The sequence below is a fragment of the Phyllobacterium sp. 21LDTY02-6 genome, assembly GCF_023554255.2.
Lineage (GTDB): Bacteria > Pseudomonadota > Alphaproteobacteria > Rhizobiales > Rhizobiaceae > Phyllobacterium.
Genome location: NZ_JAMJWD020000002.1, coordinates 489435 through 510259, shown reverse-complemented (window position 1 = coordinate 510259; position 20825 = coordinate 489435). Strand labels below are relative to the sequence as shown.

General features: G+C 61.7%; 22 protein-coding genes. 14 read left to right on the top strand and 8 right to left on the bottom strand.

The window, feature by feature from the left end:
- Window position 1: 1 nt before the first annotated feature.
- Both M8997_RS08780 and hisB read right to left on the bottom strand, forming a co-directional pair.
- Window positions 2-484, bottom strand: coding sequence for a DUF2628 domain-containing protein (locus M8997_RS08780; RefSeq protein ID WP_250016142.1), 483 nt, complete (start codon window positions 482-484; stop codon window positions 2-4).
- A 3-nt stretch (window positions 485-487) separates the two neighbouring features.
- Window positions 488-1096, bottom strand: coding sequence for an imidazoleglycerol-phosphate dehydratase HisB (gene hisB / locus M8997_RS08775; protein WP_250016140.1), 609 nt, complete (start codon window positions 1094-1096; stop codon window positions 488-490).
- 186 nt (window positions 1097-1282) lie between these two features.
- Between hisB and hslV the strand changes: the two genes are divergently transcribed.
- The 4 genes from hslV to M8997_RS08755 all read left to right on the top strand — a co-directional run bounded on the left by hslV (window position 1283) and on the right by M8997_RS08755 (window position 4810).
- On the top strand, window positions 1283-1837 hold the full coding sequence (gene hslV / locus M8997_RS08770) for an ATP-dependent protease subunit HslV (protein ID WP_250016137.1): 555 nt from the start codon (window positions 1283-1285) through the stop codon (window positions 1835-1837).
- Entirely contained in the window at window positions 1827-2339 is a 513-nt protein-coding gene (locus M8997_RS08765; protein ID WP_250016134.1) for a GNAT family N-acetyltransferase, read from the top strand. Before hslV ends, M8997_RS08765 begins: the two co-directional genes overlap by 11 nt.
- Window positions 2340-2379: 40 nt before the next feature.
- Window positions 2380-3687 carry an ATP-dependent protease ATPase subunit HslU gene (hslU, locus tag M8997_RS08760; RefSeq protein ID WP_250016131.1) on the top strand — a complete coding sequence of 436 codons (1308 nt, stop codon included), beginning with the start codon at window positions 2380-2382 and terminating at the stop codon, window positions 3685-3687.
- Between the two features lie 184 nt (window positions 3688-3871).
- The gene (locus tag M8997_RS08755; RefSeq protein ID WP_371929561.1) at window positions 3872-4810 is read left to right on the top strand and encodes a DUF1402 family protein; all 939 of its coding nucleotides are present in this window, start codon (window positions 3872-3874) and stop codon (window positions 4808-4810) included.
- On the opposite strand, the gene M8997_RS08750 is transcribed toward M8997_RS08755, so the two are convergent.
- The 5 genes from M8997_RS08750 to M8997_RS08730 all read right to left on the bottom strand — a co-directional run bounded on the left by M8997_RS08750 (window position 4811) and on the right by M8997_RS08730 (window position 8888).
- The gene (locus tag M8997_RS08750) at window positions 4811-5449 is read right to left on the bottom strand and encodes a YdcF family protein (protein ID WP_250016127.1); all 639 of its coding nucleotides are present in this window, start codon (window positions 5447-5449) and stop codon (window positions 4811-4813) included. It lies immediately after the preceding gene.
- Window positions 5450-5460: 11 nt separating this feature from the next.
- On the bottom strand, window positions 5461-6219 hold the full coding sequence (locus M8997_RS08745) for a M48 family metallopeptidase (RefSeq protein WP_250016124.1): 759 nt from the start codon (window positions 6217-6219) through the stop codon (window positions 5461-5463).
- Between the two features lie 147 nt (window positions 6220-6366).
- Window positions 6367-6813: a DUF2852 domain-containing protein gene (locus M8997_RS08740; protein WP_250016122.1), complete on the bottom strand. Its 447-nt coding sequence runs from the start codon at window positions 6811-6813 to the stop codon at window positions 6367-6369.
- A gap of 116 nt (window positions 6814-6929) precedes the next feature.
- Window positions 6930-8075 carry a benzoate/H(+) symporter BenE family transporter gene (locus tag M8997_RS08735; RefSeq protein WP_250016120.1) on the bottom strand — a complete coding sequence of 382 codons (1146 nt, stop codon included), beginning with the start codon at window positions 8073-8075 and terminating at the stop codon, window positions 6930-6932.
- Window positions 8076-8084: 9 nt separating this feature from the next.
- Window positions 8085-8888 (bottom strand): carboxylesterase, encoded by an 804-nt coding sequence (locus tag M8997_RS08730; RefSeq protein WP_250016118.1) that lies wholly within the window; start codon window positions 8886-8888, stop codon window positions 8085-8087.
- On the opposite strand from M8997_RS08730, the gene M8997_RS08725 reads away from it, so the two are divergent.
- The 6 genes from M8997_RS08725 to pheT all read left to right on the top strand — a co-directional run bounded on the left by M8997_RS08725 (window position 8887) and on the right by pheT (window position 14230).
- Entirely contained in the window at window positions 8887-9078 is a 192-nt protein-coding gene (locus M8997_RS08725; RefSeq protein WP_250016115.1) for a hypothetical protein, read from the top strand. The two genes, M8997_RS08730 and M8997_RS08725, sit on opposite strands and share 2 nt — an antisense overlap.
- Before the next feature lie 18 nt (window positions 9079-9096).
- Window positions 9097-9633, top strand: a complete 537-nt coding sequence (gene infC, locus M8997_RS08720; protein WP_250017187.1) for a translation initiation factor IF-3 — start codon at window positions 9097-9099, stop codon at window positions 9631-9633.
- Window positions 9634-9919: 286 nt separating this feature from the next.
- Window positions 9920-10120: a 50S ribosomal protein L35 gene (gene rpmI, locus M8997_RS08715; RefSeq protein WP_250016113.1), complete on the top strand. Its 201-nt coding sequence runs from the start codon at window positions 9920-9922 to the stop codon at window positions 10118-10120.
- Window positions 10121-10139: 19 nt separating this feature from the next.
- On the top strand, window positions 10140-10544 hold the full coding sequence (gene rplT, locus M8997_RS08710; protein ID WP_250016111.1) for a 50S ribosomal protein L20: 405 nt from the start codon (window positions 10140-10142) through the stop codon (window positions 10542-10544).
- A 118-nt stretch (window positions 10545-10662) separates the two neighbouring features.
- Complete coding sequence (gene pheS / locus M8997_RS08705; RefSeq protein ID WP_250016109.1) at window positions 10663-11745, top strand: phenylalanine--tRNA ligase subunit alpha; 1083 nt, start codon at window positions 10663-10665, stop codon at window positions 11743-11745.
- Window positions 11746-11812: 67 nt separating this feature from the next.
- A complete protein-coding gene (gene pheT, locus M8997_RS08700; RefSeq protein WP_250016107.1) occupies window positions 11813-14230 on the top strand; it encodes a phenylalanine--tRNA ligase subunit beta in 2418 nt (805 codons plus the stop codon).
- A gap of 145 nt (window positions 14231-14375) precedes the next feature.
- On the opposite strand, the gene M8997_RS08695 is transcribed toward pheT, so the two are convergent.
- Window positions 14376-15371: an aldo/keto reductase gene (locus tag M8997_RS08695; RefSeq protein WP_250016105.1), complete on the bottom strand. Its 996-nt coding sequence runs from the start codon at window positions 15369-15371 to the stop codon at window positions 14376-14378.
- Between the two features lie 116 nt (window positions 15372-15487).
- Between M8997_RS08695 and M8997_RS08690 the strand changes: the two genes are divergently transcribed.
- From M8997_RS08690 to M8997_RS08675, 4 genes are all read left to right on the top strand, one after another.
- Window positions 15488-16378: a LysR family transcriptional regulator gene (locus M8997_RS08690; RefSeq protein ID WP_250016102.1), complete on the top strand. Its 891-nt coding sequence runs from the start codon at window positions 15488-15490 to the stop codon at window positions 16376-16378.
- A 71-nt stretch (window positions 16379-16449) separates the two neighbouring features.
- Window positions 16450-17436, top strand: coding sequence for a Gfo/Idh/MocA family protein (locus M8997_RS08685; protein ID WP_250017176.1), 987 nt, complete (start codon window positions 16450-16452; stop codon window positions 17434-17436).
- A 253-nt stretch (window positions 17437-17689) separates the two neighbouring features.
- Window positions 17690-19609 (top strand): molecular chaperone DnaK, encoded by a 1920-nt coding sequence (dnaK, locus tag M8997_RS08680; protein WP_250016100.1) that lies wholly within the window; start codon window positions 17690-17692, stop codon window positions 19607-19609.
- 232 nt (window positions 19610-19841) lie between these two features.
- Window positions 19842-20825, top strand: a 984-nt coding sequence (locus M8997_RS08675) for a hypothetical protein (RefSeq protein ID WP_371929542.1), incomplete at its 3' end; no start/stop codon positions are given.

The following is a 20825-nucleotide window of genomic DNA, read 5'->3' as shown; positions in this document are numbered from 1 at the left end:
CTCAAATATCCCCGCGATGGCCGACGAGGCCGACCATGCCGCCGCGAACTGGCATTGCTGGTCCCGCAACAGGTTTGTCCCGGTGTATGGCCGCCGGTTCCGGCGGAGGCGGGGCAAGCTGTGCCCTGTCATGGAAATAAATGATCTCGGCATCGGACGCGCTTGCGGCATGAACGATTCCGCTCTCGGCATAGCCGTGCCGGATGAGACGTTGGGCGCGCCAATGATTGGCTTCCAGCCCGACAAGGGCAAAAAGCAGGGTCGTGACGAGCGCAGCCGCCACGCCGTGGCCGCTGGAAGCGCCGAGCATCGACATGCCGGTCGTCGCCGCCAGGATCATGATCGCATGGAACCACAGGCGCCGCAGCAGCAGCCACGGCACCGGGAAGAGGAATGCCAGCAAGGAGAATCCGTCGCGGATGAAGACTGTCCGCTCTTCCGTGTCATCCGGCCATTCAGGCGTCAAAACGAGATAGCGAGCCATGGCTCAGCCTTTCAGAGAGCCCTTCGTCGAAGGAATGACGTCCCTCTGACGCGGGTCGGTTTCGATGGCGTGCCGCAAGGTGCGGGCCACGGCCTTGAAGCATGTCTCCGCAATGTGATGATTGTTGGCGCCATAAAGATTGGCGACATGCAGCGTGATCCCGGCATTCTGCGCCAGGGCATGGAAGAACTCACGCACCAGCTCGGTGTCGAAGGTGCCGATCTTCGGTGCGGAGAAATCGACGTTCCAGACGAGATAGGGGCGGCCCGAGACATCGAGCGCGGCGCGCGTCAGGGTCTCGTCCATGGCAAGGTCGAGCGAGGCATAGCGGTTGATCCCGCGCCGGTCGCCGAGTGCCTGTGCGATTGCCTGGCCGAGTGCGATACCCGTATCTTCCACCGTATGGTGGTCGTCTATGTGCAGATCGCCATCCGCCTTGATGGTCATGTCGATCAGCGAGTGCCGCGACAATTGCTCCAGCATGTGATCGAAAAAGCCGACGCCTGTAGCGATATCGAAGGTGCCGGTGCCATCGAGGTCGATGCCGACGCTGATGCCGGTCTCCTTGGTCCTGCGCTCGATCGTTGCACTGCGTTTGTTGCCGCTCGTCATTGTCATTCCGTCCGGATTGCCATTGGATGAGGCCTTCTAGAACACGATCGCCGAATCTCCAAACGCTTTGATGGCGCAGGCGCGGCGGGCATTTGCATTTCGGCAACGGTATCATACATAAGTGCAAGAAAGGGGTTCGATCCGCTGCCAGTCGGGGCATATGCGAACCCGCTTAAGGAGCAAGTCATGCAAGAACACAATCCCTCCACAATGTATGGGACGACCATCGTGACCGTCCGCAAGGGCGGCAAGGTGGTGATCGCCGGTGACGGACAGGTCAGTCTCGGCAATACCGTCATGAAGGGCAATGCCCGCAAGGTGCGCCGCATCGGCAAGGGCAATGTCATTGCCGGTTTCGCCGGCGCCACCGCGGATGCCTTCACCCTGCTCGAGCGGCTCGAAAGCAAGCTCGAGCAATATCCGGACCAATTGATGCGCGCCTGCGTGGAACTCGCCAAGGATTGGCGCACGGACCGCTATCTGCGCCGCCTCGAGGCGATGATGCTCGTCGCCGACAAATCGGTGACGCTCGCGCTTACCGGCAATGGCGACGTGCTTGAACCCGAGCACGGCGTGATGGCCATAGGCTCCGGCGGCAATTATGCCCTGGCCGCAGCCCGCGCCCTCGCGGATTCGGACAAGAGTGCTGAGGAAATCGCCCGCCGGGCCATGGAGATCGCCGCCGAGATCTGCATCTACACCAATTCGAGCGTCACGCTAGAGAGCATCGATGCCGACTGACAATCCATTCCACTACCGCTTCGTTCCGGTGGAGCCGCGTCATCTGAAATTGATTTCACGATGGCTGGCGGAGCCGCATGTGGCGCAGTGGTGGGGAGACCATGCGGACGAACTGTCGGCGATCGAGGCGCATATGGACAGCATTTCGGTCGAACCGTTCATCGTCATGCTTGGCGACGAGGCGATCGGCTACCTGCAGACCTATGATCCGCACCTGGAGGAAGACCATCCATACCAGGACCAGCCCACCGGCACCCTTGGCCTCGACCAGTTCATCGGCGCCGAGGAAATGCTCGGCCAGGGCCACGGATCGCGCATCATCGGGGAATTCGTCTCGCTATTGTTCGAAGAAGGCGTTCCACGCGTCATCGTCGATCCCGATCCCGGCAATAAACGCGCCATCCGCGCCTATCAGAAAGCCGGGTTTGCCGCATTCGATACCCGCACCTCCATCTACGGACCCGCACTGATGATGGCGCGGGACAATCCGGATATTGGTTAAGAACAACCGCCCTTCGCGGGCAGGATGAAATGAGATTCCCATGACGACATTTTCCCCAAGAGAGATCGTATCCGAACTCGACCGCTACATTATCGGCCAGAACGACGCCAAGCGGGCCGTTGCCATTGCATTGCGCAATCGCTGGCGCCGGCAGCAGCTGGAAGGCCAGATGCGCGAAGAGGTCATGCCGAAGAATATTCTGATGATCGGGCCCACCGGCGTCGGCAAGACCGAAATCTCGCGCCGCCTGGCCAAGCTGGCTGGCGCTCCCTTCATCAAGGTCGAAGCCACGAAGTTCACCGAGGTCGGTTATGTCGGCCGCGATGTCGAACAGATCATCCGCGACCTCGTGGAAGTGGCCATCGGCCTCGTGCGCGAGAAAAAGCGCGAGGACGTCAAGGCCAAGGCCCATCTCAATGCCGAAGAGCGCGTGCTCGATGCGCTGGTCGGCAAGACGGCAAGCCCGGCGACGCGCGACAGTTTCCGCAAGAAGCTTCGCGACGGACTGATCGACGACAAGGAGATCGAGGTCGAGGTCGCCGATACGGGTTCGGGAATGCCGAATTTCGAGCTGCCAGGCATGCCCGGCGCCAATATCGGCGTGCTCAACCTCAGCGACATGCTGGGCAAGGCCATGGGCGGACGCAGCAAGACCGTCAAGACGACGGTGAAGGATTCCTACGCACTGCTGATCAATGACGAATCCGACAAGCTTCTGGACCAGGACCAGATCACGCAGGAGGCGCTGCGCTCGGCCGAGAATGACGGCATCGTGTTCCTCGACGAGATCGACAAGATTGCTGCCCGGGATGGCGGGATGGGTGCAGGTGTATCGCGTGAAGGCGTGCAGCGCGATCTGCTGCCGCTGGTCGAGGGTACGACCGTCGCCACCAAATACGGCCCGATCAAGACGGATCACATCCTGTTCATCGCGTCGGGCGCGTTCCATGTGTCGAAGCCGTCCGATCTTCTGCCGGAATTGCAGGGGCGCCTGCCGATCCGCGTCGAGCTGAGTGCCCTGACGCGCGACGACATGCGCCGCATCCTCACCGAGCCTGAGGCGAGCCTGCTCAAGCAGTATATCGCGCTGATGGCGACCGAGGAGGTCAAGCTCGACATCACGGATGACGCGATCGACGCGCTGGCGGATATCGCCGTCGATCTCAATGCGACGGTCGAGAACATCGGTGCGCGGCGGCTGCAGACCGTGATGGAGCGCGTGCTGGACGACATATCGTTCAGCGCTCCGGACAAGGCGGGTGCTTCCTATACGGTCGATGCCAAATATGTGCGCGAGACCGTTGGCGACATGGCGAAGAATGCCGATCTGTCGCGCTTCATCCTCTGACCTGTGACCGATCGGCATCGCCGGCGGCTTATCGCTCCTGCCCCCTCGACTCTCGAGGGGGCATTTTTTATGTATCGGCCGATTTTGAAGGAAATTCTGGCTTTGCTACGAGCGAGGCGGTATGGGAAGGTCCCGACCGGAACTGAGTGGATTTGGCATGAAACGGCATTTCTGTCTTCTCGCGATGAGCGTCCTCCTGCTTGGCGCGTTGCTCCAGCCCTCGATGGCGGTCACCGTCGTGCCGGAGGGCAATCGCAATGCCAGCCAGCCGGGCGTTCCGGCGGCATCGGCCAAGCGCACGCGCGAGATGAACACCACCTACGAGGCCAAGTTCCAGAAGATATACAATCTCCTGAAGACGGATTCGAAGCTGCGCGCCAAGATCGTCAGCGTCTCGCGCACCTATGGCATCGATCCGGTGCATATCGCCGGTGCGCTCGTCGGCGAGCATACCTACAATGTCGATGCCTATGACCGCCTGCAGACCTATTACGTCAAGGCCGTCTCCTATGTGAAGCAGGGGCTGAGCTTCGATTATGACGGCGAGACGATCGGCGAGTTCGTCAAGCGGCCGCAATTTGCCGAATGCGCACGCTTCAAGGACAGTTTGAGGCTCTGGACCTGCCGCGAGGCCGTGTGGGACAAGGATTTTCGCGGCGCCAGCGTCGGCGGCAAGCGGTTTCCCAAGAATCGTTTGAGCGCGGTCTTCTTCCAGCCCTTCTATGCCGGGCAGAGCTTCGGCCTCGGGCAGCTGAGCCCATTGGTGGCGCTGCAGATGACCGACATGGTCAATCGCTATTCCGGCTTGCCGAAGCTGAGCGCCGACGATGCGGGCGACGTCTACAAGACGATCATGGATCCCGATCTCACGCTGCCCTACATGGCCGCTTCCCTCAAACATTCGATCGATGTCTATCGCCGCGTCGCCGACATGGACATCTCGAAGAACCCGGGCATCACCGCCACGCTCTACAATACCGGCGGCGCCGATAGCCGCGCCCGCTCCCTTGCCAACGCCAATGCGGAGCGCGCGGCGAATGGCGAGCCGCCGCAAATGCCTGAGGAAAATTATTATGGCTGGCTCGTCAATGACAAGATCAGCCAGTTGAAATCCCTGTTCTGATCATAGTTTCGCGTGCAGATGCCCGTCATGACCATGGGCCACCAGATGGTCACAGGCGCGGAGCACTTCGTCCGGAACCGCCTGCGGTATCTGGAAGCCGAGCGCCGGGTAGTCGATGATGCGGCGGATATCGCCCACCATCTCGGCGATCAGCATGTCGAGCGGATAGTTCGCGGTCGGCTGTTGCTCGAATGGCGTGAGCGGTGCGCTGACGAGCGCGGAAATTTCGGGCCATTGCGCCTTGACGGTGGCTAGCGCGCGTCGCTGCGTCTGCGGCTTGGTGATGATGATCGCACGCGCCACGCCGGGCGACATTGACCGCGCAAAGCGGATGTTCTCGCCGATATTGGTGGCATGCGGCTCGACGAGGATGCAGTCTGACGGAACGCCGAGAGCTTCGGCCCGCGCGGCGAAGGCCTCGGCTTCCGAGCTCGGATAAAGCCCTTGCGTCCAGTTGCCGGCCTTGCCGGTGAACAGGATGGACGGCGCAAGGCCAAGCCGGAACAATTGCGCGCAGCGATCGGCGACGCGCAGATCATAGCTGCCGAGGCCGATGATGAGGTCGCTCGGCACCAGCTCGTCGTAGACGAGGTGGTACTCCCACAGGATGCGGGCCGCAGCGGCGATGCTGCGCGGCATGCCAGCCGGCATCAGGCGAAATCGATCGCCTGCAGGGCGCCGCCATTGCGCTTGAGCCATGCCTTGCAGCGCTCGGTGTCGGGGCAGAGTTCGCCGCACAGTTTCCAGAAGCGCGGGCCATGGTTCATCTCGATGAGATGCGCCACCTCATGCGCGACCAGATAGTCGATGATCGGCGGCGGCGCCATCATGATCCGCCAGGAGAACGACAAGGTTCCGTCCGACGTGCAGGAGCCCCAGCGGCTCTTGGTGTCTTTCAGGCGGATGGCCTTTGCCCGCCTGCCGACGGTTGCCGTGTGGCGGGCGACGAGCAGCTCGATATCCTTGCGCGCCTCCCGCTTCAGGAAGTCCGAAACCCGCCGCGCCAGATGCGGACGGTCGCCATAGACGATCAGCCTCGGCCCTTCCGCGCCATTTTCCTGTCGCACCGTGCCGCGGCTGGCCGGTTCATGCACCACCAGATGCGGAACGCCGCGCACCGGAATCCGGATGCCGGGGCGGACTTTCGGCTGGTTCGGCATCTTTGCGATGCGCGTTTCGATCCAGCCCTCGTGCTTGGCAAGAAAGCGCTCTATCTCGCGGCCGGGCATGCCCGGGGGAACCGTCATGCGCAGGCCCTTGCCGCCCGCGTCGATACGCAGCGTCAGCCGGGTCGCGCGCGGATTTTCCATGACGCGCAGCGGAAGGATTCGGCCCGCGACCTCATAACTGCGTTCAGCCTTGAGTGTCACCGCCGCCTTTTTGGGGGCACGGAAAAGCGAAAGAACCATGGATGATGAATATACGATTCGAAGAAAAATAGTGAGGGGAATTGGAAGGGGGCTTCAGGAAGAAGGGGTGTGGCAGCAAGAAGGGAAGGCCCATCGCTGGGCCTTCCGATTGGTTGCTCCCGCGGTCCTTGCCGCGGGAGGACTTCGTCAGTCCTTGCCGTCGTCGGTGACGTCCGGTACCGGGCCTGAGGATTTGCGGCTGCGCTCGGCCATGAAACGGTCGAACTCCTCGCGGTCCTTGGCGCGGCGCAACTCTTCCGCATAGGCTTCGAATTCGGCGCGCATCTCTTCGAGCTTGCGGCGTTCTTCGTCCAGCCTTGCGAGTTCCTTGTCGCGCCAATCGTCGAAGGCAACGTTGCCGGTGCCAAAGCCTGCGCGGCCGAAGCCTGCATGACGGTTGCCGCTCTTGCGGAATGCGCCGCAGAAGCCGCCGGCCTTGCGGTTCACGTCGCGCTTGAAGCCATCCAGCCGGTCGCCCCAGATAATGTAGGCGAGCATGGCAAGGCCAAGCGGCCAGAACAGCATGAACCCGATGATCATCAGGGCGATCGTTGCCGGCGTCCAGGCCGGCCGGATCAAAGCAGTATTGTTCATCTAAAGCCCTTCCTTCTCAAGAAGCCCCGACCCCAATTGGTCGATTATCAACGAAATGGGATGGACTTTGTGGCTTTTCAAGAAACCGTGATCCGGATTCGGCCATCTGCTTGAAATCAGGCCCGGTTCTTTATCTGGTCGAGCAGGAAAACCGCCATTCCGGCGATCAATGCCCAGAACGCGGCGCCGATGCCGGCAATGCTGATTCCGGAGGCGGTAACCGCAAAGGTGACCATGGCGGCCAGCCGCTCATCCTCCTTCTTGAGTGCGAGCGTCATCGCATTGACGGCAGCTCCGATCAGCGCCAGCCCGGCTACGAGCACGATCAGCGGCGGCGGCAATACGGCGAAGAGCGCCACGAACGAAGCGCCGAACAGCGCGAAGACCAGATAGCTCAAGGCATAGAATGGGCCGGTCAGCCAGCGCTTGTCCGGATCGGGATGGGCGTCGGGGCCGGTGCATATGGCCGCGGAAATCGCCGCCATATTGCTCGTATGGGCGCCGAAAGGCGCGCTCAGCAGCGATGCGAGGCCGGTGACCTGCAGCGCCGCCGCGGTTGGCGGTTCGTATCCGGCCGCTCGCATCACGGCAAAGCCCGGCAGGTTCTGCGACGCCATCGTCACGAGATAGAGCGGCAGCGCAAGACCAATGGCGGCCTGCAGCGTGAAGACCGGCATGATCAGGGTGAGCGTCGAAAGCTCCACCGCCGGAACGGTTTCGACCCGGCCGGCGAGAAAGGCATAGAAGATGCCGCCGAAGAGCACCGCAAGCACCGCCATGGCCGGGTTGAAGAGGCGGATGACGAAGAAAAGGACGATGAGTGGCAGCACGAACAGCGGATCGACCGGTATGGTGCGCGCCGCGCCGGTCAGGAAGGCGAAGAGCACGCCTGCAAGCATGCCCGACGCTATGGACGCCGGTATCCTGGAGACGAGCGCCGAGATCGGCTTCGCCAGCCCCGTTATGATGATGGCGATGGCGGTAAGGATGAAGGCTCCGACCGCCTCCGGCATGGAAAAGCCGGCCGAACTTCCGATGAGCGCCAGTCCCGGCGTGGACCAGGCGGTGATGATGGGCATGCGGTAGCGCCAGCTGAGATATCCCGTCGCGAAAAACATGGCGAGGCAGACCGCCGTCACCCAGCTTGCCGTCTGGTCCTGGGTCGCCCCGAGCGCCTGCGAGGCGGCGATGATAAGGGCCAGCGTTCCGCCAAATCCGACGAACGCGGCGACGACGGCGGAAGCAATGACGGAAAATCGCATGGGATCGACTCACTGGACTGGAGGTTTGGGGGAGCCGGCCGCACCGGGGCGATCCATCATGCCGGAAACGGTGCGGGCGAGAAGCTCGAGGTCCTGCGGCCGCGACAGGCGATGGTCGCCATCCCGCACGAGCGTGATCGTCACATCATCGACCGGCAGGTGATCGACCAGCTTCATGGCATGGGTGTGGGGCACATCCTTGTCGCGCATGCCCTGCAGGATATGGACAGGGCAGTCGGTCTGGATGACACCCTTGAGCACGAGATTGTCGCGGCCGTCCTCGATCAGCGCGCGCGTATAGATGTCGGGCTCGGGCGAATAGGCGGAACGTTCCTCCATGTAGCCTTGCTCGGCGAGTTGCCGGCGCTGCTTCGCGGTAAGCTGCGGTTCGACGAGTTCCGCCGTGAAGTCCGGCGCCGGTGCTATCAGCACCAGGCCCGCGACGCGGCTGCTCTCGCCGAGCTTCTGCAGTTCCTCGATCAGCCGCAATGCGATCCAGCCTCCCATCGAGGAGCCGACCAGCACCTGCGGCCCCGACGAGAATTGCCTGAACACCGCGAGGCTCTGCCCGAGCCAGAGCGAGATCGTGCCGTCGCGGAATTCCCCGGCGGATTCCCCATGTCCGGAATAATCGTGCCGGAGAAAGGCCAGGCCCTTTTCATGCGCGAACCGGTCGAGGAATTCCGCCTTGGTTCCCAGCATGTCCGAGCGATAGCCGCCGAGCCAGACGAGACCCGGATTGGCGCCGGGCCGCCGGCGCAGGGCGATCTTCGTGTCCTCGACGTCGAGAAATTCGGGCGGGGGAACGGTCATGGGATACTCTCTTGCGGCAGCGGGCGATATTGGCGGGAATCAACGGGATGAAAGCAACACAAGCATGGAAACGAAGCAATCCCATTGTTCCCTGTGCGAGAATCTGCCGAAAATCGGCAATATTGGCGGCAGTGACGCAGCTAAGCATTGCGGCGGCGCGCCGACGATGCTATTTGCGGGTCCGAAATAATTCAAGGAGACTACTGCCATTCGCCGACCCTTCAGAGCCCAGCCGGTCCAGAAAGACGGACCCCGCTCCAACCGTGATATCCGGGTACCCCAGGTACAGCTCATTGATGCCGAAGGTGAAAACCATGGCATCGTAACCATTCAGGCAGCATTGGCCATGGCCGATGAGGCGGGGCTTGACCTTGTCGAGATCGTGCCGAACGCGGAACCGCCGGTGTGCAAGATCGTCGATCTCGGCAAGCTGAAATACCAGGGCCAGAAGAAGGCGGCCGAAGCGCGCAAGAAGCAGAAGACGGTCGAAATCAAGGAAATCAAGATGCGGCCGAACATCGACACCCATGATTATGAGGTGAAGATGAAGGCGATCAAGCGCTTCTTCGAAGAAGGCGACAAGGTAAAGGTGACGCTGCGTTTCCGTGGCCGCGAAATGGCGCACCAGGAACTCGGCATGCGCCTGCTCGAGCGTGTCAAGGAAGACACCGTGGAGATTTCCAAGGTCGAGGCCGAGCCCAAGCTCGAAGGCCGCCAGATGATGATGGTGCTCGCGCCGCGCTGAGGCGTTGGCCTGGTCACTTTCGGATCACCAGCGAGCCGCCTCCGGGCGGCTCTTGCATTTCTGCCGTTCTTGGCCATGCGGCCGATAATGCGGCTTTTGAGCCGCAGGGCGCGATTCAATAGTTGCGCTTTTCGCGACTTCTGCTAATAAGACCCCGTTCAAACCGCCCGGCAGGGCATGCCGTGGCGGTTTTGCATGCTTTCGGGCTTTGGTCGGCTCGAAATCAACAATGAAAAGGCCGGCATCCCGTTGGGGATCGCAATCGGCCTCAAGAAGGAGTAGCAAAATGCCCAAGATGAAGACCAAATCTGCTGCCAAGAAACGGTTCAAGATCACCGGAACTGGCAAAATCAAAGCCGCCGCGGCTGGCAAGCGCCATGGCATGATCAAGCGTTCGAACAAGTTCATTCGTGACGCGCGCGGGACGATGGTTCTATCGGATCCCGATGCGAAGATCGCGAAGAAGTTCCTGCCGAACGGCCTTTGAGTTTTAAGGAGATCATATCATGGCACGTGTAAAAAGGGGCGTTACGTCCCACGCCAAGCACAAGAAAGTTCTCAAGCAGGCCGAGGGTTTCCGTGGCCGCCGCAAGAACACGATCAAGACCGCCAAGGCTGCCGTCGATCGTTCCAAGCAATATGCCTATCGCGACCGCAAGAACCGCAAGCGCACGTTCCGCGCGCTGTGGACGCAGCGTATCAATGCTGCCGTTCGTGAGCATGGCCTGACCTATAGCCGTTTCATCGACGGCCTGAGCAAGTCCGGTATCGAGGTCGACCGCAAGGTTCTCTCGGATCTCGCAATCAACGAGCCGGAAGCATTCGGTGCGATCGTGGCCTCCGCCAAGAAAGCGCTCGAATATCTGAAAGACACAACTCCGAACGCTTTTGAAGGCGCTGTCCGCGCATAAACGGGTCAGCCGCTCCCAAAGCATCAGGAACATCACATTTGGGAAACCCGCGCTGGCTCGGCTGGCGCGGGTTTTTCGATTTCGGACGAATGCAGCAAACCGTGAAACGGGTGAGAAGATGAACGATCTGGTACAATTGGAAAGCGCGTTGACCGCACAAATCGAGGCGGCCAATGACGAGGCCGCCATCGAGGCCGTCCGCATCGCCGCGCTGGGCAAGAAGGGTGCGATTTCCGAGAAGCTCAAATCGCTCGGCTCCATGTCTCCCGAGGAACGCCAGGTCAAGGGACCGGAGATCAACGGGCTCAAGAACAGGATCACCGAGGCACTGAGCGAGCGCAAGGCGCTGCTGAAGGACGCGGCCATTGCAGCACGCCTGGAAACGGAGAAGGTCGATGTCACGCTGCCCCTGCGCGCTGCCCCGGCGGAGCGCGGCCGGATTCATCCGATCAGCCAGGTCATCGATGAGATAACCGCCATTTTCGCCGATATGGGTTTCGCCATCGCCGAGGGGCCGGATATCGAGACCGATTATTATAATTTCACCGCGCTGAACTTCCCGGAAGGCCATCCGGCGCGCGAAATGCACGATACGTTCTTCTTCAATCCGGACGAGAAGAACGAGCGGCGCGTCCTGCGCACCCATACGAGCCCCGTCCAGATCAGGACGATGGAGAACCAGAAGCCTCCGATCCGCATCGTCATTCCCGGCAAGACCTACCGCATGGATTCGGACGCGACCCACTCGCCGATGTTCCATCAGGTGGAAGGCCTGGTCATCGATCGCACGGCCAATGTCGCGAACATGAAATGGGTGCTGGAAGAGTTCTGCAAGGCTTTCTTCGAGGTGCCGGCGCTGAAGATGCGCTTCCGGCCGTCCTATTTCCCCTTCACCGAGCCGTCGCTGGAGGTCGATATCCAGTGCGATCGCTCGGGCAAGGAAGTCCGCTTCGGCGAGGGCAATGACTGGATGGAAATCCTCGGCTGCGGCATGGTTCATCCCAATGTCCTGCGTGCCGGCGGGCTCGATCCCGATGAATATCAGGGCTTCGCCTGGGGCATGGGCATCGATCGGATCGCCATGCTGAAATATGGCATGCCGGACCTGCGCGCCTTCTTCGATGCCGATATTCGCTGGTTGTCGCATTACGGCTTCCGCCCGCTCGACATGCCGACGCTGTTCGGTGGTCTGAGCGCCTGAAGCGGCCAGTTGCCAACCATGGGACGAAACGCAGTCCCGGACGCAAATTCAAGAAACGAGTGAAACGATGAAATTCACCCTGTCCTGGTTGAAAGACCATCTGGAAACCGAGGCCTCTCTCGACAAGATCGTGGAGACGCTGACCATGATCGGCCTGGAAGTGGAATCGCTGGACGACAAGGCGGCGCTGAAGCCCTTCGTCATCGCCAAGGTGCTCACCGCCGTACGCCATCCCGACGCGGACAAGCTGCAGGTGCTGACGGTGGATGCCGGCGATGGCAAGCCACTGCAGGTCGTATGCGGCGCGCCGAATGCGCGGGCGGGCATGATCGGTGCCTTCGCCGCGCCCGGCACATATGTCCCCGGCATCGACATGACGCTTGCGGTCGGCAAGATCCGTGGTGTCGAGAGCTTCGGCATGATGTGCTCGGAGCGCGAACTGGAAATGTCGGACGAGCATAATGGCATCATCGACCTGCCGGCCGATGCGCCGGTCGGAACGAGCTTCGCCGCCTATGCCGGGCTCGACGATCCGGTCATCGAGATCAACCTGACGCCGAATCGGCCGGATTGCACCAGCGTTCATGGCATTGCCCGCGATCTGGCCGCCGCAGGCATCGGCACCTTGAAGAACGGCGGCGTCGAGCCGGTCCAGGGAACATCCGCGCCGCTCGTCGATGTCAGGCTCGACCTTGGCACCGAAACCTATCTTTGCCCCGGCTTCGCCTGGCGCAGCGTGACCGGCGTCAAGAATGGACCGAGCCCGAAATGGCTGCAGCAGCGGCTGATCGCCATTGGTCTGCGCCCGATCAATGCGCTGGTCGATATCACCAATTATATCACTTTCGACAGGGGCCGCCCCTTGCACGTCTTCGACGCGGACAAGGTGAAGGGCGGCGTTCTGACCGTGCGCCGCGCGCGCCAGGGGGAGCGGCTCCTCGGCCTTAACGGCAAGGAATATGAACTTGGCCCGGACTATCTCGCCATTGCCGATGCGGAAGGCGTCGAGTCGCTTGCCGGCCTGATGGGCGGCGAGCATTCCGGCTGCGACGAGAACACCACCAATGTCGTGATCGAATCCGCATTGTGGGACCCGATGACCGTTGCCCGTACCGGCCGCGACCTCGGCGTCATCACCGATGCGCGCTATCGCTTCGAGCGCGGCGTCGATCCTGAATACATGCTGCCGGGCGTCGAGTTCGCAACGCAGATGGTGCTGGAACTCTGCGGCGGCTCGCCGTCGGAGCGCAGAGTAACCGGCTATGAAGGTTTCAAGCCGAAAAGCGTAACCTTCCCCACTTCCGAAGTGCGGCGGCTGACGGGCATCGACGTGCCATCCGACACCAGCCTCGACATTCTCGCCCGTCTGGGTTTCCAGCCGCAGGGCAGGGGCGAGGAGGTAGCAGTTCTCGTGCCGTCATGGCGTCCGGATATCGACGGCAAGGCCGACCTCGTCGAGGAGGTCATGCGTATTCACGGCGTGGATCTCATCGAGCCGCAGCCGCTTTCGAGCCATGCCGCCGTCAACGGCAAGATCCTGACCACGCTGCAGATACGCACGCGGCACGCGAAGCGCGCGCTGGCTTCGCGCGGAATGATGGAAGCGGTCACCTGGTCGTTCATCTCCGAAAAGGCAGCCAGGGCATTCGGCGGCGGCGCAGCGCAATTGCGGCTTTCCAACCCGATCGCATCCGACATGTCCGACATGCGCCCATCCTTGCTGCCGGGCCTGCTGGCTGCTGCGAGCCGCAATGCGGATCGCGGCTTCAACGATCTCGCGCTGTTCGAGGTGTCCGGCACCTATGAGGACGATACGCCGGAAGGCCAACGCCGCGTCGCCTCCGGCGTCCGCCGTGGAACGGCGCATTTCGAGGTCTATGGCCGTCACTGGTCGGGCAATGCCCAATCGGTCGGCGTGTTCGATGCCAAGGCCGATGCGATCGCCGTGCTCGAGGCCTGCGGCGCGCCGGTGGACAAGCTGCAGATCGAGGCTGGCGGTCCCGAATGGTATCATCCCGGCCGCTCGGGCACGATCAAGCTTGGGCCGAAGGTCGTTCTCGGAACCTTCGGCGAATTTCATCCGAAGACGCTCGAGACATTGGACGTCGCAGGCAGCCTGTGCGGTTTCGAGGTGTTCATCGACGCCATTCCGGAGCCGAAGCAGAAGGCGACGCGCACCAAGCCGGCACTTACCCTCTCCGATTTCCAGATGGTAAGGCGCGACTTTGCCTTCGTGGTCGACAAGGCCGTCGAAGCGGGCAGCATCGTGCGCGCCGCGCTTGCGGCCGACAAGAAGCTCGTTGCCGGCGTGCAGGTATTCGATCTGTTCGAAGGTGCTTCGCTGGGAGCGGACAGGAAGTCTGTCGCCATCGAGGTGTCGATACAGCCCGTCGAGCGGACATTGACCGATGAGGACTTCGAGGCGCTGAGCAAGCGGATCATCGACAATGTGGTGAAACAGACCGGCGGAACCCTGCGCGGCTGACATGACGAACAAGGGCGGCTCGAAAGCCGCCCTTGTTCGTTCAAACCCGATTTTGTTCAGGCCCGGTTTTATTCAGGCCTGGTTTATTCGGGCAGGGCGCTGAAGCGCCCCACCTTGCTCGTTACGGCTGGCTTAGCGCCTGTGTTTATCCATTGACGAGGCCCAGCTCGGAATCGCGGTAACGCTTGCCTGTCACCTTGGAAGGCGCAAGCGCATCGCCGATCGTGCCGAGTTCCTCGCGGGACAGAACGATCCCCGCTGCGGCCGCGTTTTCCTCAAGATGCTTTATCTTGCGGGCGCCCGGTATCGGCACGATGAAATCTCCCTGGTGCAGTACCCAGGCGAGGGCGAGCTGTGCCGGCGTCACGCCCTTGGCCTCGGCCATGCCCTTGAGCGTTGCGATCAGGGCAGCATTGGCCGCCATCGCATCGGCCTGGAAGCGCGGCAGGTTCTTGCGCCAGTCGTCGGCGCCGAGTTCGTCGGGCTTGCTGATGGCGCCGGTCAACAGGCCGCGGCCGAGAGGACTATAGGGTACGAAGCCGATGCCGAGTTCCCGGCATACTGCCAGGACCTCTTCCTCCGGATCGCGGCTCCAAAGCGAATATTCGCTTTGCACCGCCGTGATCGGATGCACCTTGTGCGCGCGTCTGATGGTGGAGGCACTGGCCTCCGAGAGACCGAGCGCCTTGACCTTGCCTTGCTTTACAAGCTCCGCCATGGCGCCGACCGTTTCTTCGATCGGTACATTCGGATCGACGCGATGCTGATAGAACAGGTCGATCTCATCGACGCCGAGACGGCCGAGCGAGGCCTCCGCCACCGCCTTCAGATGTTCCGGGCGGCTGTCCACGCCGATCATGCGCGACGGCCCCACGCCCTCATCGGCGATCTTGAAACCGAACTTCGTGGCGATCACGACCCTGTCGCGATAGGGCTTCAATGCCTTTCCCACGAGGATTTCATTGTCGAAAGGCCCGTAGACCTCCGCCGTATCGAAGAATGTCACGCCGATATCCACGGCCCGATGCAGCGTGCGGATCGCGTCGGCCTCATCCTGGCCGCCATAGGCAAAGGTCATGCCCATACATCCAAGGCCTACTGCCGATACTTCGAGCGCGCTTCCAAGCTTGCGTTTGTTCATCACTGGTCTCCTTGTATGAGAACTGGAAGATTGGGTGGGAGAACCGGAAGATAGGGCACGCCAGCCTGTTCGTGAATTCGGTTGATAATTCACACGCTGTTCCATTAGATAGAACAATGGACCGCAACCGCCTGCCGCAGCTTGCCATCTTCGCCACCGTCGCGGCATGCGGGGGATTTCGTGGCGCGGCCCGGGAGCTTGGAATAGCGCCCTCCGCCGTCAGTCACGCGGTATCCAGCCTTGAGGCGGCGCTCGGCGTGCGCCTCTTGTCGCGCACGACACGCAGCATTGCCGTTACCGAAGAAGGCGCGCTGCTGCTCAGGCGTCTGGCGCCGGCGCTTGGGGAGATCGACCTGGCGCTCGATGCGGTCAAGGAAGTCAACAACCGTGTCGCCGGCAATCTTCGGCTCAGCGTGCCGCCCTTTGCCGCCCACTGGCTGCTCGCGCCGCGGCTCGCCGCCTTCAGCAGGGCCTATCCGGGGGTGGTGCTGGAAATCCGGGTGGAAGAACCGTTCAACGATATCGTCGCGGCGGGTCTCGATGGCGGCATGCGGCTTGGCGAAAGCGTCGAGCCCGACATGATCGCGGTGAGGATGAGCCCGCCGATCCGCGCCAGCATCATCGCCTCGCCGGAATATCTCGAAGGCAAGGCCATGCCGCTGCACCCGCGCCAATTGCTGGAGCATCCATGTATCCGGCGAAGATTCGCCAGCGGCCAGATCTACCGATGGGAATTCGAGAAGGACGATGAAGAACTCGTGCTCGATGTCCGGGGTCCGCTCATTCTCGGCGACGACCGCCTCGTTCTGGAGGCGGCGCTCGATGGCGCCGGCATCGCCTTCGTGCTGGAGAACATGGCGAGCGCCGCCATCGCCGAAGGACGGCTGCGTCGCATCCTCGTCGATTGGTGCGCGCCATTTCCCGGCGTCTATCTCTATTATCCCAGCCGGCGCCAGATGCGGCCGGCGCTGCGGGCCTTCATCGATTTCTTCAAATATACCGGCTGATGCAGCGCGGGTTGCATTGATGCCATTTTGGCTTATCTAGAACCGTTCCGTGGATGAAGGGAGAAGGCATGATGTTTCGCTGGGGTGTATTGTCGACGGCAAAGATCGGGGTGACGGCGGTCATTCCCGCCATATGCGCTGCTGAGAATTCGGTTCTGGCCGGCATCGCCAGCCGCGATATCGGCAAGGCGCGGGACGTTGCCGCCCGGTTCGGCGCGCCGCATGCCTTCGGCTCCTATGAGGAACTCCTCGCTTCCGACGAAATCGACGGCGTCTACATTCCGCTGCCGACGTCCCAGCACATCGAATGGGCACTCAAGGCCGCCAATGCCGGCAAGCATGTCCTCTGCGAAAAGCCGATCTCTCTGAAGGCCGACGAGATAGGCCGGTTGCAGGAGGCGAGGGACAGGCATGGCGTACTGGTTTCCGAAGCCTTCATGGTCACCTATCACCCGCAATGGCTGAAAGTGCGCCAGCTGGTGGCGGAAGGCGCGATCGGCCGGCTGCGCCACGTGCAGGCCGCGTTCACCTATTACAACACGGATGCCGGCAATATGCGTAACCAGCTATCGCTGGGCGGCGGCGCCCTGCCGGACATCGGCGTCTATCCTACGGTCGTGACGCGCTTCGTGACGGGCGAGGAGCCGCAGCGTGTGCGGGCCACCGTCGAACGCGACGAGGTGTTCGGGACCGATCGCTACGCCAATGTCTGCGCCAGGTTCGACAGCTTCGAACTGACCTTCTATGTGGCGACGCAGCTCGCGTCGCGGCAAGGCGTGGTGTTCCACGGCGACAAGGGCTATATCGAGGTGCTGGCGCCGTTCAATACCGGCAAATACGACCACGCCAAGGTCTGGCTCCACAATGCGGCGCATGATCAGGCGCAGGAGTTCAATTTTGGCGGCGTCGACCACTACCGCCTCCAGGTCGAGGCTTTCGTGCAGGCGGCGCGCGGCGCGAAGGACGGCATCTTCACGCTCGAGGATTCGGTGCTCAATCAGAAGCTGATCGACGCCATCTACAGGGCCGACGCTTCCGGCGAGTGGGAGCAGGTCTAGCTCCGGGACGGCGATCGTCGCACCTCGCAAAGCGGTTTGTCGCATTTTTCGCCCGTTTCACGCGGGTTTTGGGGCATTATGAGGTGCAAATAGCGGCGCTTCCTTCTTGCATGGCAAATTTCCGCTTCTTATATAGCCAGCAACACTGTAAGAACCGCCCGCCCCGGCAGTTCTGAATTGTTAAACCCCCTAGGGGCTGCTTACATGGAATGCTCGGCAGAGGTCCCGGCAGCCTGCTGAATGGAGAAGAGTAATGGCAAAAGTTATCGGTATCGATCTGGGAACGACCAATTCCTGCGTTGCTGTCATGGACGGCAAGAACGCGAAGGTCATCGAAAATGCGGAAGGTGCGCGTACGACGCCTTCGATCATCGCATTCACGGATAGCGATGAACGCCTCGCTGGCCAGCCGGCCAAGCGCCAGGCTGTGACCAATCCCGAAGGCACCGTTTTCGCCGTCAAGCGCCTCATTGGCCGCCGTTTCGACGATCCGACGGTCGAGAAGGACAAGAAGCTGGTCCCTTACAGCATCGTCAAGGGCGACAATGGCGATGCCTGGGTAGAGGTCCACAACAAGAAATATTCCCCCTCGCAGATTTCCGCGATGGTCCTTCAGAAGATGAAGGAAACCGCTGAATCCTATCTGGGCGAGAAGGTCGAGAAGGCCGTCATCACCGTTCCGGCCTACTTCAATGATGCGCAGCGTCAGGCGACGAAGGATGCCGGCAAGATCGCTGGCCTCGAAGTCCTGCGCATCATCAACGAGCCGACCGCTGCTGCACTGGCCTATGGCCTCGACAAGAAGGACGGCAAGACGATCGCCGTATACGACCTTGGCGGCGGCACGTTCGACGTGTCGGTCCTCGAGATCGGCGACGGCGTGTTCGAAGTGAAGTCCACCAATGGCGATACGTTCCTTGGCGGTGAAGATTTCGACATGCGTCTGGTCGAATATTTCGCAGCCGAGTTCAAGAAGGAACAGGGCATCGACCTGAAGAACGACAAGCTGGCGCTGCAGCGCCTGAAGGAAGCCGCCGAGAAGGCCAAGATCGAGCTTTCTTCCGCGCAGCAGACCGAAATCAACCTGCCTTTCATCACGGCCGATGCTTCCGGACCGAAGCACCTGACCATGAAGCTCTCGCGCTCGAAGTTCGAAAGCCTGGTCGACGATCTGGTCCAGCGCACCGTCGAGCCCTGCAAGGCAGCGCTCAGGGATGCTGGCCTGAAGGCCGGTGAGATCGATGAAGTCGTTCTCGTCGGCGGCATGACCCGCATGCCCAAGATTCAGGAAGTCGTGAAGGCATTCTTCGGCAAGGAGCCGCACAAGGGCGTCAATCCGGACGAAGTCGTCGCCATGGGCGCCGCCATCCAGGCGGGCGTGCTGCAGGGCGATGTCAAGGACGTGCTGCTGCTCGACGTTACGCCGCTTTCGCTCGGCATCGAGACGCTGGGCGGTGTCTTTACCCGCCTGATCGAGCGTAACACGACGATCCCGACCAAGAAGTCGCAGACATTCTCCACCGCCGAGGACAATCAGTCGGCAGTGACGATCCGCGTCTTCCAGGGCGAGCGTGAAATGGCCGCCGACAACAAGGCGCTCGGCCAGTTCGACCTGGTCGGCATTCCGCCCGCACCGCGCGGTATCCCGCAGATCGAAGTCACCTTCGACATCGACGCCAACGGTATCGTCAACGTGTCGGCCAAGGACAAGGGCACCGGCAAGGAGCACCAGATTCGTATCCAGGCATCCGGCGGTCTGTCCGATGCCGATATCGAAAAGATGGTCAAGGACGCCGAGGCCAATGCCGAAGCCGACAAGAAGCGGCGCGAGGCTGTCGAGTCGAAGAACCAGGCCGAGGCGCTGATCCATTCCACCGAGAAGTCGCTGAAGGAATATGGCGACAAGGTATCGGCGGAAGACAAGACTGCGATCGAGACTGCGCTTGGTGAATTGAAGACTGCGGTTGAAGGCGATGATGCGGAAAACATCAAGGCCAAGACCCAGGCTCTCGCCGAAGCTTCGATGAAGCTTGGCCAGGCAATGTACGAGGCGTCTCAGGCCGGCGAGGCTGGTGCCGAAGCAGGTGCTGACGCGACGGCCAAGGCGGATGACGATGTCGTCGATGCCGATTTCGAAGAGATCGACGAAGACGGCAAGAAGAAATCTGCCTGATCGTTCATCCAGGATTGAGAAGGAGCCCGGCCTTTGAGCCGGGCTTTTTTTGTGTCGTTCTCAGACTTTAGCTGAATTGACACAAGTCTCGGTGCCGTAAATACTTGATCCTGGAGTTCATATTTTACTACCCCTATGGTCGCTATGTAACCGCGCAGATTTGACGCTGCGGGCACGCAGCGCCGTCTTTTTCAGAACGAACGTTTTTCAGAAAGTCATTGGTGGAGGTATCATGTTGATCAAGCGCACATTGGTGGCAACGCTACTCTGCACAACCATGCTCTCCGGTTGCAAGGAAGACGCAGCAAAGCCTGAGGCCGCGGCAAGCACATTCGGCACGCCGCAAACCGAAGTAAAACCGACAGGCGGCGCACTGGCGACGCCGGAACGGCAGAAGCCGGAAGTGGACGCCACGGCGGTGCCACTGGTCGTGCTGGCCGGAACCAGTCCGGAAGCTCCGAAGCCGAAGGAGCAAGAGGCGACTGGCGTGCAGACATTCGAGTCGAAGGCCGAGCCGGCCGCTTCCGAGGTTCCGGCCGAAGCTGCCACAAAGATCGAGCCGGCAGCAACGCCCGCGCCGGAAGTGCCCGACGTTGCCACCTTGCCGCCGCTGCCCGTCACGCCAAATGCCGACAAGGGCACTGCGAAAGTGGAACCGGCATCGCCCGAGTTGCAAACACCCAACGTTGTAGCGTCGCTGCCGGCCGTCGCGGGTGCCGAGGATGAGGCGCCCAAGATACCGGCAATTGTCGACACGGAGCGCCCAGCACCGGCCCCGGGTGCCGAGGCCGAGGCGCCTGCGTCAACGCCCACGCTCGTTCCAACCGCCGTAGCGATCGAACCTGCAGCGCCCGAGCCGGAAGTACCAGACGTTGCCACCTTGCCATCGCTGCCCGTCACGCCAAATGCCGACAAGGGCACTGCGAAAGTGGAACCGGCATCGCCCGAGCTGCAAACACCCAACGTTACAGCGTCGCTGCCGACCGCCCCGGGTGCCGAGGCCGAGGCGCCTGCGTCGAAGCCCACGCTCGTTCAAACCGCCGTAGCGATCGAACCTGCAGCACCCAAAGCGGAAGCACCAGACGTTGTCACCTCGCCATCGCTGCCCGTCACGCCAAATGCCGACAAGGGCACTGCGAAAGTGGAACCGGCATCGCCCGAGTTGCAAACACCCAACGTTACAGCGTCGCTGCCGACCGTTCCGGGTGTCGAGGCC